Here is a 16,794-nt window from a genome sequence, read left to right as displayed (position 1 = left end):
AGAATCCTCCCCTCTCAAAGCACAAAAAAATGCCTTTGAGCATGTTCTAATTGACGCACACGTTACGTGTAAGTCTTAAAACATGCCCAAAGGCACTTTGAATGTCTTTTTATTTACCCGCTAATCTTAAAAGATTGCCATAAAAATCAATTGTAAGATACTATGATGAAATTATAGCAAATTGCCCTCACAATCACAATTAATTTAGTGTAGCCATGGATTCTTCTGTGATTTCGTGTAGTTGTTCTTGGTATTGTTCAACTAGTTTTTCAGCCTGATCTTCGTTTAACTTATAAACCAAATTGATGTTTTCGTGTTTAAGTAATTTTTTGTGAAAATCTCTTGTAGCTGAAGATAAGCTTACTTCTCTTGTTTCTGAAGCCAGAACTTCAAATTGAGTAATCTTTTCATCCCCTAAATACTCAAGGTATTCTTTGGATACAGATACTAACTCAATATAAGATTCTTCATCCACAATAAAATAAGCTTTTTTCAAAAAGTAGTTGTTAATCGATAAGTTCTCTTTGCTCAAATCATTAAATTGCTCTAATGTAGTCTCTCTGTTTAACATTAAAAAACACCCCACTGTCTTTAATTACCCACATCCGTGAATAATTTAACCTAATTTCAGACTCGTTTTGATAATTTAATTCTAATATAAAAATCTTGCGAACATTGTAGAATTCTAAAGTCAAAATAAATTTATCAAAAAATGATTCTAAATCAGGCGCTACACAAACAAGCTTCATATTATCTAACTTTTTAAAGTTAAACAAGAAGCTGCTCTTGGTCCTTTATCTGTTCCCCGCCAGGTTTTATTCGAAATCTAACAAATCGGACATTTTTACCCCTAAAGCCTTAGAAATTTTATATATATTCTCTAAGGAGAGGTTTCTAAGTCCTCTTTCAACTTCACCTATATAATTCCTATGTAAGTTGGTTTTCTCTGCTAGTATTTCTTGAGATATTTTTAGACGATTTCGATGATATTTAACGTTTGCACCAAATAATATTTTAACATTTGATTGTTTAGTCATATCATGATATTACAATGGTCACTCATTTATTTCTACAGTTTATAAGTGTGATGGATAATAATTACATCCGATAAGTTTGAAGAGTTCAAATTACTTTTTTAAAAATCAAAAGACCCAGATACTCCTCAAAATGGAACGGTCCACTTAGAGTCCTCCATTCCTCATTTCCCTCAATATGAACTTTCACCTCTTCAAACCTATTAAACTTTGAAATGTTTTCAATAAAGCTTCTTGTGGGATAAGAGGAAGGTTCAATAATAATGGTATGATCATTCCTGTGAGAGAAATTTTTCACTCCTCTAAACAACTGCTCACCTATTTTGAAACAATTGATTTTTTCCATGTGGGCATCCCTTCCTCTTACAAATATTTCATTTGTAGGGTAATTTAACATATATAACAAAAAAGAAAAAGCCAGTGAATTTAGCGGCTTTTTCTTTTTAATATTTCTGCTTTATTTGAAATACATCGTATACATCACCAATTATTTCAACATTAACAGTATCTCTTTTTATTGTTCCATTTTGATATTTAACTTCGAAATCAAAAGTAATTACCCCACCTCTAAGTTTGGTATTGCCATCTTGGAATTCAGAATTGTATAAGTCGCCAACCCAGGAGACAGGAGAATCTGCACTTAACGGTACCGTTTCTGTATATAGGTTGCTATTCAATTGATATCCTTCGAAGAATACATTTAGGTAATCTACGGGATAATCAATCAAATCAGCTAGTAATAAGAACCTTTCTCCAGAATAGAAATGGTCTAACGGGTTACCAAGCACCATATGCTTTTCTTCCCATTTGTCTGTATGGTTTACATGACCAGTGATGGACAATTCCTTTGCTGTAAATGTTAAAGTTACAGTTTTTGAATCATTGCCGTCAGTAACTGTAGTAGTGGTTTCATACTCGCCGTCTTCTATGTCTTCCACTGTATGACATTTTTCAGTGCCCGAATCAAGGTTAGACACTTCAAGAACTTTCTGTGTAGATCCTCCCTTTTTTTGTATATATAGAGTGATTTTCAGACGGTCTTTATCCTCGTCAGTAGGGGTAATGCATATATCTACATCATCGCCCTCATACACAGGAGAAGGGTTATAATTAACTTTAACTTCAGGGCTTATGTTTTCTACATCTATTTCCTTTGTCTTAGTGTCATAGTCACCATGAATATCTGTAACTCTCAATCTGACTTCATAGGTTCCTAAGCTAGTAAATCTGTGGCTGGGTTCTGCACGTGTGCTTAGGCTCCTCCAGCTTAAAGCACCCTTTTTCCTATAATGATACTGGTAAGTTAAGCTATCGTTTTCCGGATCACTTGAATAATCATTAAAATCAACTGTTGTATTCCTATCCGTAGGGTTCGGGCTCATGGTAAAGTTAGCATTAGGAGGCTGATTTTCTACATCAATTTCTTTTATTTCAGTATCTGATGCACCGTAAGTATCGGTTGCGGTTAGTCTAACTTCATAGGTTCCTAGACTCCTAAAACGCTGCGAAGGGTTTGTTGCTGTACTGAAGCGCTGCCAAGAACTATTCCCTTTTTTTCTATAATCATATTTATAAGACAAACGGTCTCCATCAGGATCGCTTGACCTATTTGAAAATGAAACAGATTTCTTTGTGTTTGTAGGGTTAGGACTCGCATTAAAATCAGCTTCAGGAGGGCGGTTTACATAAATGTTTTTTGTAATTGATGTTTCTCTTTCAACTTTATCAGAAATGCGTAATTCCATTTTTCTATGACCATGGCCATTTAATGATAAGGGTATTTTTTTACTAGTTATTCTACTAGTATAAGAGGTCCCGCTATCAACTCGGAAACGGTCATCGAACCATAGTTCCCACTTAATACGGTTTCCACTGTAGGGATAATACTCTCTAGCATCAAATGAAACCGTAAAATCTTCATTTAAATTAACTACCGAAGGGCCATTAAGATCTCCTGTAGGATAAGGGGTAGGTTTTACAACAATACGGTCGACTCCAGTAGAGCCGGCACTACGAAATAATACTTCTAATTCTGCTCCTGAAGATTCTGCAAGTTGTCTGGAATGAGCCCTAGTAAAAACCCTCCCATCAGATTCTCTCTCAAGTTTTGACTCTCTTACATAGTCTCTTACATAAGAAGGGTTCCCACCCATAGCTTTCCCCCAGCGGTAATAAGTCGAACTATGTGCAAATGTTCTTCCATATAGATGTGTTTCCGTATCTTGTACAGATAACATCTTACCTAGGTACTTGCCATATTTAGAATTTAAATGAAAAGGTATATTTGCGTCATAATAAAGATGGTGTGGATAAAAATCTTCAACCCAATAAACATCTTCTAAATACATCCCATTAGAGTTTACTGGAATAGAAGCATTTGCCTTATTTCCGGGAAATGATATGGAGACAACTAGAATTACCGTTAAACTAAAGAATATCTTTTTCATATGTCCCCCTTAGCGTTTATTTAAGAAAGAATTAATTTCTTATATAGTTGTTCGAATTCACTTCGCAAACAACTATATAAGAAAAGGAGAATTAACTCCTTTTCTTTATTTTTTAATTTCTTACAAAATCAGCTTTCAATTCATATGTGGCTACCTCTAACCTACCCAACTCTAGTTTATATTCTCTTGTATATAAACCTAATTCATTGGCCACTTCCCTAAGCGGAACGAACAAAGTATCATTTTTCTTTTCTACTGAAGTTTGCAAGTTTTTCTGTGAACCATTTACTTTTATTAAGGTTTTTCCATTGGTAACTTCTACAGTTCTATTTTTATACTCAATAGTTTGTGATTCTGCACCAGTAGATACATCTCCGAATCTATTAAATAAGCTATGACTATCTACCATCCATACTCCATTCTTTTGATACATGGTCTCACCTAAATACCCCACACCTACATTATCATGTTGATATATTGCAAATCCTTCGCTATATGTGTGCAAATCAATTAATATTTCACCTTTTGCAGGACTTCTTGGAAGTATAGATAAACGGTCTGCTTGATTGGACTTAAATGGCAAAATGTAGTCCCCGTCATAAAGAGGTGATTCTACAAATGGCATTCCATTATAGCTAATGACTTCATACTTTGGATACCATGTGGAGTAATGACCATTTAAAGATTGAAGAGATTTCTCTTTTTCTTTCATATAAGTCTCCGGATCTGGTACATCATAAACAGGATTATTTAACTTATCGTAATAACGGTCCATTAAGTCTCTAGTAGTTATTCCAACACCTGGAGCATATCCATCAATTCTTTCTACAAGTGTATATGGACCATAGACTTCTTTTAATTCTTCTAAAGTCATTTCAGTATAATGCTTATCACTTGGTTCTTCTGGTTCGGAAGGCTCCGGGTCACTCGGTTCTGGATCACTTGGCTCTTCTGGTTCAGAAGGCTCCGGGTCACTCGGTTCTGGATCACTTGGCTCTTCTGGTTCAGAAGGCTCTGGGTCACTCGGTTCTGGATCACTTGGCTCTTCTGGTTCAGAAGGCTCTGGATTGCTTTCTCTACTTAATAGTTCTTTCATTCTATAAATCATTACCGTTGATTCAGCTCGGTTAGCATTATCTAATGGCGCAACCTTATTGTTACCTTTACCTTGCATTAGATTATAAGCAACCATTGTACGGATGCTATCTTTCGCATAATGAAAAATATCATTCTCGTCGTTGAATTCTAACTTAGCAAGTTTACTAAAATCACCGTTCTTTTTAATTGCTCGGTCTATAAAAACCGCTATGTCCTGTCTAGTAACATTCTGTTTAGGTCCAAATGTTCCATTAGGAAAACCACTAACTATTCCTTCATTAAATCCTTTACTTACGGATTTATAAAACCAATCACCTTCGTTTACATCTGAAAAATCACTTTTAGATTCCTCAAAATCAAAGACTCGTGTCAGTATTGCAATGAACTCTGCTCTTGATATCTCTTGATTGGGTTCAAAGTTTCCTCCAGGCACCCCTTTAACAATTCCTTCATTGGCCATCTGTAAGATTTCTTCTTCTGCCCAATGCCCGTTAATGTCTTTGAATGCTTCTTCTGCACTCACTGTACTGGATAATACTAATAAGCTTGTAATTACCACGAATACGCCCAAAAGTTTTTTCATCAAATTCCTCCTAATTATTTTATTTTCCACTATTCTTATTTCGGACAATAAAAAAGCGCCCTTTAGAAAACAGACTAAAAGATACATGCTGTATCTTAAAATCCATGTTCCAAAGAACGCTAATGTTTAATAGTCCCGCTAACCAAAAAGGTTGCAAAAAAATAATAGAAAGTTAATTCAAGATTAGTATATCACTAACTTATTTACTTTTCACCATTTTTTAGGGAAACATGGAAGGTTTAAAGCTAATGCGGTTATTGAGTGTATTCATAAACAACAGCTTTTCTAGCGGTTATTCCATTACCAGCAAAATATCGAGGAGAGGTTGTAGAAACTACTGCAACGATACTTGGACCATTAATTTTGTCTAAGATATCATAATCGCTATTTTCATAAACTAATGGAAACGTAGAATTACTATCGTCTAGAAACTCAAGATGTTCCAGGTAGAAATCATGCTTATAAAAAGAATTCTCTGTAGGAGTGTACAGGTATCCTTCACCTGATTGCAGTTGCAAGTTATTTTCCAAGCTACTTTTAAATTGTTCTATAGCCTGATCTTGATCAAACACAATTTCTCCATTTGATAATTGTGACTCATCAAGAGCAAGCGCAGCATCATGAACAGCTAGCTCTAGAGAGTTTTTTAACTGGCGTGTCGTAGTTTCATCAGCATCCATATTGTATTGCAGCGTTGTTAAACCTGAGAAAAGCACAATTAGTACCATTATTTTAATTACTTCAGACATACTTTCACCTCAGAAAAAATACTAATATTCACTCATTACCCTTGTGTCTTTTTCAAAGGTTCTAGCGCCCTGGTTGAAAATATTAAAAACAAAGATAATGCCACGAGGAGCTTCAATACTTGCACTTATGTAATTACCTCGAGTTGTTAGAGTTTGTGTAGCTGTTATGTTCAACTTAGATTCATCGAAGTTATAGTTATCAACTAGTTGTTTCTTCATATCGCTGATAAGTGCATCCGAATATCTCCCCTCTATAGATGCTTGCTTAGAAGCTTCCTGAAGCACAACTTCTACAGCTGCTCTATGCTTGCTATCGACATAAGCAAGAATTGGAGCGAACATGATATTTACTGCTATGATTAAATTCATCCATTTAGCCAATGTAAGAGCCATCTGTATCTCCCCTCCATAATTTTAAGAGGGGGGGGAGTCCCCCCTCTTAAATGTAGTTAAAACTTAAGGTGTTGGCAGTTGGTCCTTTACGCTAGTCGTATTACCTTCATAACTTTCTGCTTCACTGTCAGTCATAGAATAAGCGGTCCCAAACAATAAAATCCCGATAGTAAGTGCTGTAATTCCGATTTTGAAAAAAGTGCTTAAAGTTGTGTTCATATTAAAAAACCTCCAGATATTTTTTTATTATTATAGGGTTGTCCCTAAAAATAAACAGAATAAGTAATTTTATAAGGAATCGGAGCGGTGACTATCCATTATATCTCCATAATCTCCGGATTCATTTTCAATTAAGGTGTAAGCAGTACCGAAGAGAAGAGCACCAATCGTTATGACCGTCAATGCAATCTTCATAAATGTACTTAAGGTCGTATTCATTGCTTATTTTTCACCTCTACTTTATTTGTAAGTTATATTCACTTTTTAAATGGTCTCTATGTTCTTGGTCTTTATCAACCAAAGCCGCATAAGAAACACTTATAACTATTGTGAAAAGTATAATTACAGTTGCAGCAATACTCATGAATTGGGTTAGCGTGCTCCTCATGAGTTCCCCCCAGACTTAATGACTTTCAATATAGGTGTGTACATCTGTGTTCGTTTCGTTAACCTTGTTTAGCAAAACTCCAAATACAAGTGAAGAAATGGTAATCGCAACCAAAGCAATCTTCATGAATGTACTTATGGTCGTATTCAATAAACCACCTCCTTTATAAAAGTTTGAATATAATTACATGGAACTATTGGCATCCATGAGAACGCTGACCATAACGACGATAACAATAATTATATTCAAGATGATAATCCTATGAGTGGCCTGAATTGGTAGCGAGGCAAGGTCCGTCGTAACTTTACGTCTTCTTCTGTAATTTTCAATTTGAGACTGGACGAACATATCATTCATCCCCTTTAATGATTCAATGGCGGTGTGACGTTCCACATCATCTAGTGTCTTGATAACATTAGCTAGTGATTCCGCTTCTTTTGTTCCTATATCTATGGCGAATTTATCCAATGCTTTTTCCGGCCCTTCATCACTACTCCAAGTGGTTAAAAGCTTAGTAAATGATCCACTAATCACTTCAAAATAAGGTTTCATCCCTCGTAGAAGGTTATAAGAGTTGATCCGTGTTGTGGTCATCATTTCAAGCTCATTAATAAGGAGATCATAAAGCATAAAAACTTCGGCATTCTTTTTAGACACGCGATAATCAATAACTCTTTTAACTATATACACGAATATTGAATATGGATTATTCGGTAGTAAAAATACGTAAAGCGTTAAAAGAATAATGTAAGTCCAAGGACTAATGGTTTCACCAATGGCAATAGGTACCACTATATAGTTAAAGATTAGAACCAGGATTAACCCATATAAAAAGATATTGTATTTAAAGGCGTTCACTTTAAAGGGATATTCGGCTTCTTTCAGCCATCCTTCAGCTTTAGATTTCTCAGCCATCAGTGACAATTTTTCATTGTTTTCTTTCACAGATTGCCTTATTCTTAATCGAGTTTGAAGTCTCTCCGTTCTGCTTGAAAGACCAGAATAGATGAGTACCCCAGAAGATAAAGCAAGGATGATGAACAACCCGTATGAGAAATACGGAAGAATTTTAAAGACTAAGACTTCATCCATACCTTCCCTCCTTATAAATCGTTTTTAGGACGCTTAATCAATACAGCAGTGATTACAGAAAACACAACTCCTATTAAACTCAAAGTAAAAAACAATAAACTCCATTGATTGTGAAACTGTAAACTCACCCAATCTTGTGCGCCACTCATGTAATATCCCAAAATAAGCGATGCAATAAATATTGGTACTGTTGAATAGCCAGTAAGGACCACATCAGCAGTATGGGACTTTTCTTGCTCTAACATCTCCTCAGTCTTTTCGATTTGTCTTGTGAGTTTTAGTAAAGTTTGCAAAACATTTTCATTATTTAAGTAAGACTTTATAATGATGTTTCCTAATCTTTTCGCCCAACTTGTTCCAGCTGTGTATATAAATACATCTATAGCCCTGCGTAGCTCTTCCTCATTTTTAGCTGCATGTAAATCCGAAATGAGATTCAGCATTACTGACCTTAGTTTTTTATCTCGAATATTTTTTTGAGTTGCTACAAGGGAGTAGTACATGTCGTATTGGTTCGCATTGTAATTATGAGTTAAGCTTTGAACAATATTCAGAAAATCCTCCTCCATTAAATGCCTTAACTTCTGGAGCCTCATAACAAGGAAGAGGTATGGAACCAAGCTAGCTAGAATTGATATCACTAAAGATAAAACGAAATCGGTAAATTGATAGATGGTAAAAGAAAAAGTAGCAACGAATAGTAAGCCTGTTATGATCAAGAATGACAATACATCGCCCTCACCTTTTCTTACTGCTTTGTTAAGTAGGAACAAATGATTTAATAAGGGATTAGCATATGTTTCTTTTTCTTTTGCAGCGTTCACCCTAATTTTTCGAAGGCGATACATATGTTGCCATTGGCCATAACGTTCTTTCATAGGAGCTGCCATAAGTACGTTTAATGTGCTAATGATGGTAAGAGTAAGGGTAATATATAGAAGATAAAATATCCCATCACCCCAAAACCAATGGAAGAAAAGATCAAGTTTTAAATCAAACAACGGATTCACCTCCTAGTAAATCGTCCAAGAGCGTATCCTTGATACGATCAAGGTCACTCATAGGAGATTCCTTCTCTCTTTTCTTAAGCAACTGAATTAATATCTTAGCTTCTTCGAGGTTTTCTTGAGCCATCAAGTACAACAAGTCTTTAGAAATGTTAGATGAATAGTAATATTCCCTTGTAATTTCGCTGTATCTTACTAAGTCCACAGTACGAGCCTCTTTCTTTTCTTCATCCCAAATCACTTCTGTGACACCTAGCACACGTTTTGTTCTTCTGTCGCGGTCTGTCCCCATTGTGACAACAACATCTAAATTCCTAGCCACACGCTCCAATTCGTTTTCAAAATTACGGTTAGAAAACTCATCCAAAACGTGTCTGGTGATCTGTTTGACTACATGGTCCACCTTTGTAAGGTGATATGTAGCATAAGCGCCACGTTCACCACGTTCACATGCTTGCATATAGCCTTCCGTTTCTAAAGAGCGAATCTCACCCACAACAATAAAGTCGTGTTCCATCCTTAATAGCCGCGGCATAGCTTCATGTAAGTCTCCTTCTTTCGCCTGTACTTCAAAACATAAACGATCAGGCAGCTGAGAAGTTAATCCCAACTCAAAGTGTTTTTCTATCCCAGCAATGACATAGGAAGAATCGCGTTCTCTAAGCATGGATTTCATAAAGGTCGATTTAGCTGACCGGACCCTTCCCGCGAATATGGTATTTGGCATCGTTCTTGATAATGCTCGGAAAAGGGGTACATCTTCTTCTTTGATTGTCTTCTTTCGTGATTGTTCAACGAGACTTATATCTTTTACAATGAAGCGGCGAAACATTATGTAGTCCTGGCGGGATCTTGGTTGTTGAATCATTGTTATACGACTACCATCTTCTCTTTCTATTTCAAGCTCTGGACTCTGCTCGTTAATGACTGCATCTTTAGTCCGTAAAGTAAAAGTTCTCTTAACTCTCTGTACAACATCATCGTCTCCGAATTCTTCCTCCTGCTTTACAAAATCCCCGTCAATATCAATCCATAGCTCTCTTCCACGGATAACAGCTGCTTCTGATTGAGGATAAATCTCCCACTTATGAAGAACGCTTACCCCCCATACTTCGTGGAATATGGCTTCCCCTAGAGAATCATAAAATCCAGGAAAATCCCCGGAGGTGACATTAATTTTTCGTAACACTTCATTAATCTGTGCTACGAAATAATTCATAGCTGCCTGGTCACCAATAACTGCTTTATGTTGAAGTTCCAACCTCTCCGCATCTTTCCTTTTTTGCTCTTCCGATTGGATTCCTGATTCATTAGATGTATCAAGGTGTTTCCTTACAAGTTCACAAATGGCATTAAATGATTTTTTCCTTTGAAAGGTGGTGACTGTATTTGAGTCCAATCCTTTCTTCTCAATCTGTTTTGTTAACCACTTGGACGGATCATAAGGCTGGGCATCTTCTGTTACCCTCATATCGATGCCTTCTGCTTCTTTAGGAAATATTTTGTCAAAAGTTCTTACCATGTCTTCTCAACCTCCTTCTTCTTACGGAATATCCCTCTTAATACACCTTTTTTCTCGTTGGTTTGTTCAAGATTAGGAGCTAGTGTTAGGTTAGCTTCAGAGAATATTACGTTGGCGATTGTATCTATTTCTTTGGTGTACATTCGTTCTGAGGTCGTATAAAGTAGTTTCTTTTGACGAATTGAAACAGCTCCTAAAACATCCATATCTGGAATTGTGGCTAACCGGTCAATTTCAAGCTCTTCTTCAAGATCTTTTTCATTTATCAAAGACATGCTTGGTTGAAAGCGGTTAATGATAAGCATAAAATCTGATTTTTTTCCACCTGACGGTTCAATTAGTTGTTGGAAAACGTGTGGAAAATAACCTCGATAACCCTTATCTTCTTGGTTCGTAACAATAAATCTAAGGTTACTCGAGACATATGCTTGAGTAGCTAACGCAGTATCAAAGTGAGTGCCTCCATCTATAAGGATTAAGTCGAAGGATTCCTTGGCCACTTCAATCAAATGTTCAATTTCTTCATTAGTGAAGTATCGTTGAAGTTTAATATCTCTATTCCCTGCAAGGTGATAAAAGTTATGATGTTGGAACAGTGCCTCTCTAAGGTTCGAAGAAGTGAGGTTCTTGTTCTTTAAATCAACTTTTAAGTCATTGAGATATTTCCCTTTGTAATTTAGAAAGTAGTCGGAAGGGTCCCAAGCATTTAAACTTAGCACCAGTACTTTCTCTTGTGCTTTTTGGGAGACTGCTTCCGCTATATTTAAAACAGTGGTACTAACACCAGCACCGCTATGTGTACCAAAAAACGTTACGACCTTGTTACTTTCCAATCCTTTTTCTTTGGCCATGAACTGTAAAATCTGATTTGTACATTGTTCGTAAGTTAATCCTTCGGTAATTGGTTTTATTAAGTGAGCTGCACATAACCTTTGGACCGTTCGAATAGATTCATGCGTTTTCATTCCTGAAATTTTATAAAACACGGGGATTTCTGGAAACACATTGCGAACGGAAGCAAGTTGCTCATAAGAAAACGTCTCTCCATCTATAAGAAGTGCATCTATGTCGATACTGAAGTTGTACTCTTGTTTTAGTTCTGAACGTAAAGGAGCAAGTTCTACAAGCTCATTCTTTTCTAGAAGCTCTTTATACTGACTGTTTTTACTAATGACACCGATGTTCATTTAAGTTTCCTCCTTGTTAGTTATAAGTGATATAGAGCTTTTGGTTATCTTCAATAACTGCTTTCATCAATTTATTGAAATCCTCTTCATTTAAAATCACTTCTAAGTCGGAAATATTACCCGTTGCATTCAATCGTTCTCCTTTTGCAACTACTTTGCCGTCTTCTCCAGTAACTTCATTGTTTGCCGAGTCTTTCACATAAACAACACGAACATTGGTGAGGAGTGGAGTTTTCAAGGCTTCTTTCTCAGCTTTCTTCACATCTTCACTCGATACTTCATTATCCTCTGTATCTTCGCTGGTTTCCGCCATTCTTTTATCTGTTACATCCCCACTAATTGTATAAATGTCGATATTATCTTTACGACGCAAACTTCCTGGTTTAGCGTATATCATGTCGCTTACGATGGGACGTATAGCTTCTTTTTCATCCGGATTAGGTAGCATTTGTTCATAATCAATCATCTTCTTAGAAACCATTGAATTGCTTACTAATAATTCAGCAGCTTCCTTGCCAGTGATATCATTGATTTCATCTGCTAATACAACGTCATCTACTAAATCTTGTTTTCTTCTTCTTTCAATACTGAGCATTTCGGGTTCAATCGTTTGATTTGTTTTAATTTCTGTATCTGCTTTCACTACTACTACCGCTGTACTGTCAATCTTGTCTTTCAGAAAGATATCGTAAGTCGGTATTAAAGCAAGTAATAATAACGAGGTGAAAATCCCTAAAATTATCTTCGTACGTGGTTTCATGGTTACCCTCCTGTTTAATCTTTAGATATTGTGATGGACTTATTGAATATCCCTCTAAGTAATCCTTTTTGCTTGGATAACTTCTTTATAAACTCTTGGGGAAGCAGCTCATTTAATATTGGCTTAAGGGAACGGTGTATCCCTTCTTGATACTTCGGATGATCGTTAAGGAAACCTCCATCCATCTGACAATCAAAAACTTCCTTGGATGGAAACACTTCTAAATATGTGAGTAGCTTATTCACAAACACTTCATTGATTAGGTCATTTTTCATCAAACCTTCTTCAAAGCGATTTCCGATTACCTTTGTTTTCTTGTCCTTCATAATCTTGTTGCAAAATGTCTGGAAAGAGCTGTTTGGGTCTTGAAGCATTTGAATGTTGCTAATGTCCGGTTCCATGACGATATACACGTTAGAAGCAATATCGTATATATCTTGAAACACTTCATTCTCCCATTGGTTTCCTACATCAACGATGGTTACAGTAGAAGATGTAGACATTAAAACCTTCATGAAGACTTCAAACGGTAAAGAATCTTTACTATATGTCGGCTCATCCGTTGGGTTAAGAGCTACCATCTGAATGTCATCATGCGTCCAGTCAAAATCTAACTCTTCTCCTATGTCGAGTGTCTTGATGTATTGATAAAATTTGCTTTTGTAATTCTTAGTAAACTCATGTCCAAAGAATCGATCGTATGTATATGGAGCCTCATACGGGCTTTCAATATAAGTGGAACTCACATTCATTTTTGCCAACTCTCTCGCTAAAAGGTGTGAAATAAATGTGCAGCCGCTTCGCTTAAATGGACTACCTATCAGAACAATTTTCTTTTCAACAGGGACTCCGACAACTTTATTGACTTGTTGCTGGAGATTAATTGAAACATCCCTTTTAACCACCTGTTTATTAACAACCTTTTTTTCTACTACCTTTTGAACAACAGGACGGTCTCTTTTCTTATGTGTACTTTCCTTTCTTTGTTCCTCTTTTTGCGTTGGCACAGGTGTAGAACTAGTGTCCTCTACTTCTTCCGCTTCAACCGTTTCCGATATATCCTCATATAAAGCTTGTTTTGAATTATGTACAAACTTAGAGACTCTCGAAAATCTGGGAATGTCTTTTAGTTGTTCAATAAGACCTTCAATATCTATGGAGTTATCATTAATAATGTCCAAAACATTGTTACTGATAAGGTTGTGCAGGAATGGATCTCGTTTATCCCTCTCACATAGAAAGACCAATCGAATGGTGTCCTCATATTTCTTTCTTAGTTCTAGAGCGAAGTTTAACCACTCGTATTCTCTCTCCTCGGTCGTATTCACATCAGTCGGCAAATAATAATCATGGACTATGATAATGTTCGGTTCGTTGACTTCAATCATTTCTTCTAAATACCGGTGATGCATCACTTCTTGATCACATAGAAGAAATGAGTTCGAATGTCTATCAATATGGTTTTTTAATATCTTACTGAATTCTGTATTACCTATAGCCAGAAGGACTTTTTTCATATGCTCACTCCGCGTAGAAAAGTTTTTCACATAAAAAAAGACCCGAAAAAACCATGATGATTGCAGACAGAAATGTCGCATTCATGATCTTTTCGGGTCTTCCCGTTAATGTATGAAATTGGGAGCCCAGCCATCCGGGTGAGAATGACTGGGAATTCTTTCTTCAGAAAGAATCCATTTCTGAGGTTTATAAAAACTTTCAGAAAGGATGTTTATAAAAATAATAGTAGCACTTATGTTTGGTAGAGTCAATAAAAGTATGGAGTATTTTCCCATATGTGATTAGTTAATTTTAGATTTGTTTTTAGGTAAACTTCCTACCATACTCACAAACTTTTTAACTAGCTCTTCATCGTAATAGGAACCACCGAACACTTGGAGTTCCGTTAGTGACTTATCTATAGTAAGGGCTTTAGAATAGCTTCGATTTGTAGTCATGGCATCGTAACTATCTACAATCCTCAAGATCCTAGCATATAACGGAATCTTATTCGCCTTTAGGCCATAGGGATATCCTGAACCATCGAGGTTTTCATGGTGATATAAGATCCCCTCTAGCAAGTTAGGAGGATACAAGTCCTTTTTTTTCACCATCTGATACCCTTTTATAGGATGTTCAAGTATGGGGCCTAGTTCATCAGAAGTTAATTTTCCTTTTTTGTTCAAAGTTTTCTTAGGCACATCAAGCTTTCCGAGGTCATGTTCAATACCTAAGTAATATAGTTCCTTTAGATGTTCTCTTCGAAATCCTAAATAACATCCAAAATTGTAGAGTAATTCAGCTACTCGCAAGGAGTGTTGCAGTGTATAAAAGTCATGTTCTAGCAATGCATCTATTGTGTGAGTAGGGTTTGGTTGTTCCATTATTGTTTGACTCATATTTATCACTCCTTACGAGGAACCGCTAAGAAAATCCAACTTAATTCGTTTTAATTCTTTGCCTTCAGGACGATAGAATGAATTTTCTAATCCATCCGATTCCATATCCTCTTCTACAGTTACCCACACGTTAAAGGGAAAGGTATCCAACATCACATTGGTATGTAACGTTTCTCCCATAGATAATGTAGAAGCGGATATGATGACCGTCGGTAAAAGTTCATGCATATCATCCAACAAAAGGTTTTGTTGTTTTTCAAATACCTTGGTCCACTGGTGAAGTTTGCTTTTCATGAACCCTACAAAATCCTGACTCATTTGCAGACGTTCCATAATAAAGTTAATGTTACCCCTCGGTGTTCGTATTTCTGCAGCTCCCATTGGATTTCGAATGTTCTTGTAGAAGGTCAAACTAGGGTTCCACTTCCATGCTTTAGCCGCCTTCGCTTCTATTAAACGGCATCTAATCTCATTCATGGCGACATACCTTTGCACGGCACTGATTCCTAGGTGATCCCATCTGTTAGGGTCCATAAAGAATTCATCATTATAATAGTGTTTCAAAAGTTTGTATCCTGCTATACCCAAAACAAATGGAGCAGGAGGTTTTCTTGCTTCATCTTCGTCCTCTGATTTAATGCGTACTTTCCAACGCTCAACTAAACCATAACGCCTAAACTTGTCTAAACGCTTAGATACGGAGGAACGAGAAATCTTTGAAGATAGGTAGCGGCGAAGTTGGTCTTCGTTGCAGCATACCGCATCACCTAATACTTTTAGAAGGATAAGGTCTGTATCGTCTATCTTCCTTTTCATGTAAAGAGACAGAACAGATTCTATGGTCACATGTGGTCTGTAATTTTTCGGCAAGAACTTGCACCCCTTTGCGTGAGGATGGTCCCAAAAAGGCACTTCCCCGCGCTTAGAGGTATAAAGGCCAAGGTCTAACTCCTGGCTTTGCAAAGTATCATTAGCCATTATTCAAAGAGGAAAGATCCTATATTTTTTAGTTTCTTCTTCCCACGAGGATAACCAATGATGACCACTTTACAGTGACGCTTAGCTTTGTCGATGGTTCTTACTTTACATGAAACAATATCCCCTACATCTGGTTCTTCCTTGTCTCTTGGCTTCATGCCCTTAACTTCAAGCCCAATATCCAGTTTGATAAAGATACCATGAATAGGATGTACTTCTGTAACCTTTCCAGCAACTGCCCCTTCATCCCTTAACTCTTCAAGCTTGTCAAATGGGTCTTCGAAAGTCGCTTTTCTGCTTACATGAATCATGTTTCTCTCTCTGTCCACCCGTTGAACCTTAACTTGTATCTTCGTACCTCTTTCTACCTGAGAAGCCAAATCACGAATGCGTCCGTAATCCCAATCATATCTTGTCATGAAGCAATCTGTACCATTCACACGAACGAAGATGTTCTCTTTCTCAGGATTGAATCCAGATATAACTCCCTCATAAACCTTCGAGTCAAAAGCTTCATTTTTTTCGAGATAATCAAGCTCTTCCCAAAACAAATCTTTTTTCATTTCATCTGCCTGACGAACACTTACTATTGCTACTTTTTGTTCCAAATCAATACGATCAATGATAAATTCTTGAATCGTACCAACAAAACCAATTAAGGAGCTATATTGGTGGTCAGAAAATTCGTTCGCAGGACAATATGCTTTCACTCCACCTGGCAATAAGAAAATAGCCACTTCTACCTCAGCTGTCTCCATACGTCCATTGGTTTCCACCGGCATTTTCTTTACCCCTACGGAACGAACGACTCCTTCCACCACTTCACGATTTCGTTGCATTTTAGCAAGCGCTGATAACTCTTCTTCATTATTCCATGACTGTTTTAATAGTTCGGACATTATAAACCTCCTAGATTTTTAATAGAAGTAAACAAAAAAAGA

General features: G+C 36.6%; 19 protein-coding genes. All 19 read right to left on the bottom strand.

Features of this window, described 5'->3' with window-relative positions:
• Positions 1–199: 199 nt before the first annotated feature.
• On the bottom strand, positions 200–571 hold the full coding sequence (locus tag HLI_RS21170) for a hypothetical protein (protein WP_128527059.1): 372 nt from the start codon (positions 569–571) through the stop codon (positions 200–202).
• 244 nt (positions 572–815) lie between these two features.
• Positions 816–1,037 carry a helix-turn-helix domain-containing protein gene (locus HLI_RS21165; protein WP_128527058.1) on the bottom strand — a complete coding sequence of 74 codons (222 nt, stop codon included), beginning with the start codon at positions 1,035–1,037 and terminating at the stop codon, positions 816–818.
• Between the two features lie 85 nt (positions 1,038–1,122).
• Positions 1,123–1,380: a hypothetical protein gene (locus HLI_RS21160; RefSeq protein ID WP_128527057.1), complete on the bottom strand. Its 258-nt coding sequence runs from the start codon at positions 1,378–1,380 to the stop codon at positions 1,123–1,125.
• Positions 1,381–1,477: 97 nt separating this feature from the next.
• Positions 1,478–3,481, bottom strand: a complete 2,004-nt coding sequence (locus HLI_RS21155) for a PKD domain-containing protein (RefSeq protein WP_128527056.1) — start codon at positions 3,479–3,481, stop codon at positions 1,478–1,480.
• 112 nt (positions 3,482–3,593) lie between these two features.
• The gene (locus HLI_RS21150; protein ID WP_164908655.1) at positions 3,594–5,162 is read right to left on the bottom strand and encodes an S-layer homology domain-containing protein; all 1,569 of its coding nucleotides are present in this window, start codon (positions 5,160–5,162) and stop codon (positions 3,594–3,596) included.
• A 254-nt stretch (positions 5,163–5,416) separates the two neighbouring features.
• Positions 5,417–5,911 (bottom strand): peptidase M23, encoded by a 495-nt coding sequence (locus HLI_RS21145; protein ID WP_128527054.1) that lies wholly within the window; start codon positions 5,909–5,911, stop codon positions 5,417–5,419.
• A 21-nt stretch (positions 5,912–5,932) separates the two neighbouring features.
• Positions 5,933–6,304, bottom strand: a complete 372-nt coding sequence (locus tag HLI_RS21140; protein ID WP_128527053.1) for a hypothetical protein — start codon at positions 6,302–6,304, stop codon at positions 5,933–5,935.
• 63 nt (positions 6,305–6,367) lie between these two features.
• Positions 6,368–6,523 (bottom strand): hypothetical protein, encoded by a 156-nt coding sequence (locus tag HLI_RS21880; RefSeq protein ID WP_164908654.1) that lies wholly within the window; start codon positions 6,521–6,523, stop codon positions 6,368–6,370.
• 69 nt (positions 6,524–6,592) lie between these two features.
• On the bottom strand, positions 6,593–6,742 hold the full coding sequence (locus HLI_RS21875; protein WP_164908653.1) for a hypothetical protein: 150 nt from the start codon (positions 6,740–6,742) through the stop codon (positions 6,593–6,595).
• 184 nt (positions 6,743–6,926) lie between these two features.
• On the bottom strand, positions 6,927–7,061 hold the full coding sequence (locus HLI_RS22185; protein WP_277750316.1) for a hypothetical protein: 135 nt from the start codon (positions 7,059–7,061) through the stop codon (positions 6,927–6,929).
• Between the two features lie 33 nt (positions 7,062–7,094).
• Positions 7,095–8,003, bottom strand: a complete 909-nt coding sequence (locus HLI_RS21135) for a hypothetical protein (protein WP_128527052.1) — start codon at positions 8,001–8,003, stop codon at positions 7,095–7,097.
• Between the two features lie 11 nt (positions 8,004–8,014).
• Complete coding sequence (locus HLI_RS21130; protein WP_128527051.1) at positions 8,015–9,004, bottom strand: hypothetical protein; 990 nt, start codon at positions 9,002–9,004, stop codon at positions 8,015–8,017.
• Positions 8,997–10,532, bottom strand: coding sequence for an ATPase, T2SS/T4P/T4SS family (locus HLI_RS21125; RefSeq protein ID WP_128527050.1), 1,536 nt, complete (start codon positions 10,530–10,532; stop codon positions 8,997–8,999). The genes HLI_RS21130 and HLI_RS21125 overlap by 8 nt, the downstream gene beginning before the upstream one ends.
• Positions 10,526–11,719 (bottom strand): P-loop NTPase family protein, encoded by a 1,194-nt coding sequence (locus tag HLI_RS21120; protein WP_128527049.1) that lies wholly within the window; start codon positions 11,717–11,719, stop codon positions 10,526–10,528. The genes HLI_RS21125 and HLI_RS21120 overlap by 7 nt, the downstream gene beginning before the upstream one ends.
• A 16-nt stretch (positions 11,720–11,735) precedes the next feature.
• Complete coding sequence (locus HLI_RS21115) at positions 11,736–12,479, bottom strand: SAF domain-containing protein (RefSeq protein WP_128527048.1); 744 nt, start codon at positions 12,477–12,479, stop codon at positions 11,736–11,738.
• A gap of 14 nt (positions 12,480–12,493) precedes the next feature.
• Positions 12,494–13,996, bottom strand: a complete 1,503-nt coding sequence (locus tag HLI_RS21110; protein WP_128527047.1) for a hypothetical protein — start codon at positions 13,994–13,996, stop codon at positions 12,494–12,496.
• 282 nt (positions 13,997–14,278) lie between these two features.
• Positions 14,279–14,875 carry an HD-GYP domain-containing protein gene (locus HLI_RS21105; RefSeq protein WP_128527046.1) on the bottom strand — a complete coding sequence of 199 codons (597 nt, stop codon included), beginning with the start codon at positions 14,873–14,875 and terminating at the stop codon, positions 14,279–14,281.
• A gap of 12 nt (positions 14,876–14,887) precedes the next feature.
• Positions 14,888–15,745, bottom strand: a complete 858-nt coding sequence (locus tag HLI_RS21100) for a hypothetical protein (protein ID WP_241656023.1) — start codon at positions 15,743–15,745, stop codon at positions 14,888–14,890.
• Positions 15,746–15,852: 107 nt separating this feature from the next.
• Positions 15,853–16,752 (bottom strand): hypothetical protein, encoded by a 900-nt coding sequence (locus HLI_RS21095; protein ID WP_128527044.1) that lies wholly within the window; start codon positions 16,750–16,752, stop codon positions 15,853–15,855.
• Positions 16,753–16,794: the final 42 nt, after the last annotated feature.

The sequence above is a fragment of the Halobacillus litoralis genome (assembly GCF_004101865.1).
GTDB classification, from domain to species: domain Bacteria; phylum Bacillota; class Bacilli; order Bacillales; family Halobacillaceae; genus Halobacillus; species Halobacillus litoralis_A.
This window is presented reverse-complemented; position numbering and strand designations above follow the sequence as displayed.